Source organism: Herbiconiux daphne (assembly GCF_024979295.1).
Lineage (GTDB): Bacteria > Actinomycetota > Actinomycetes > Actinomycetales > Microbacteriaceae > Herbiconiux > Herbiconiux daphnes.
In genome coordinates, this window is record NZ_JANLCJ010000467.1 from 1 (window position 1) to 652 (window position 652).

At 45.1% G+C, this 652-nt stretch carries 1 protein-coding gene; it reads right to left on the reverse strand.

Annotated elements, in window-relative coordinates; translation table 11 throughout:
• The coding region (locus tag N1032_RS25900) for a hypothetical protein (RefSeq protein WP_259543490.1) at window positions 1-578 on the reverse strand (578 nt) is incomplete at its 3' end.
• Window positions 579-652: the final 74 nt, after the last annotated feature.

Here is a 652-nt window from a genome sequence, read left to right on the forward strand (position 1 = left end):
CCAAAGTTGTCATACAAGAAGAACTTGTCTGCAAACTTCAACGCCTCATTATAGAGAACGTCTTGATCGTACTCTACGTCAGGACGATGGAACGGAATAGATGCAGCTTTACCAGCGATGTTCTTGACGGTCATGCCTACCTTCTCTTCCAAGAAGAAGCCACCACCATTAAAGCCATGATCCAGACAAAGACTTTTCACTAATTCGTGAGCAATCAATGTTTTACCTGAACCAACACCACCACCGATTGCAACCATTTCCCCCCAACGAATACCAAACGTCATATCGTTGAGAGTTTTCCATGGGTAAGGAACACCCCATTCTGGTTTCTTAAGCGCATCTTCAAGGCAGTCAAACACACTTACAGCACCTGCCGGAGATTCACGTCTGGCAGAAAACTTTAAGATGTTGAACAACTCCTGACCACGACCTGCTAACAGCAAATCGTTCGCATCTTTAATCTCTTTGTCCTGGCCATTCATCTGGAACGTACCCTTGGGGATACGAGCAAATTTAGCTTGAGGGAATAAAGCGCGACCTTTAACTAAAGCATCTTCACCTGCCGTGTCATTATCCATACAGATAACGATTTCATCGAACGTATTCAGAAACTCTCGGTTCCTAGACATGACCGATGCAATACTCCCAGCGC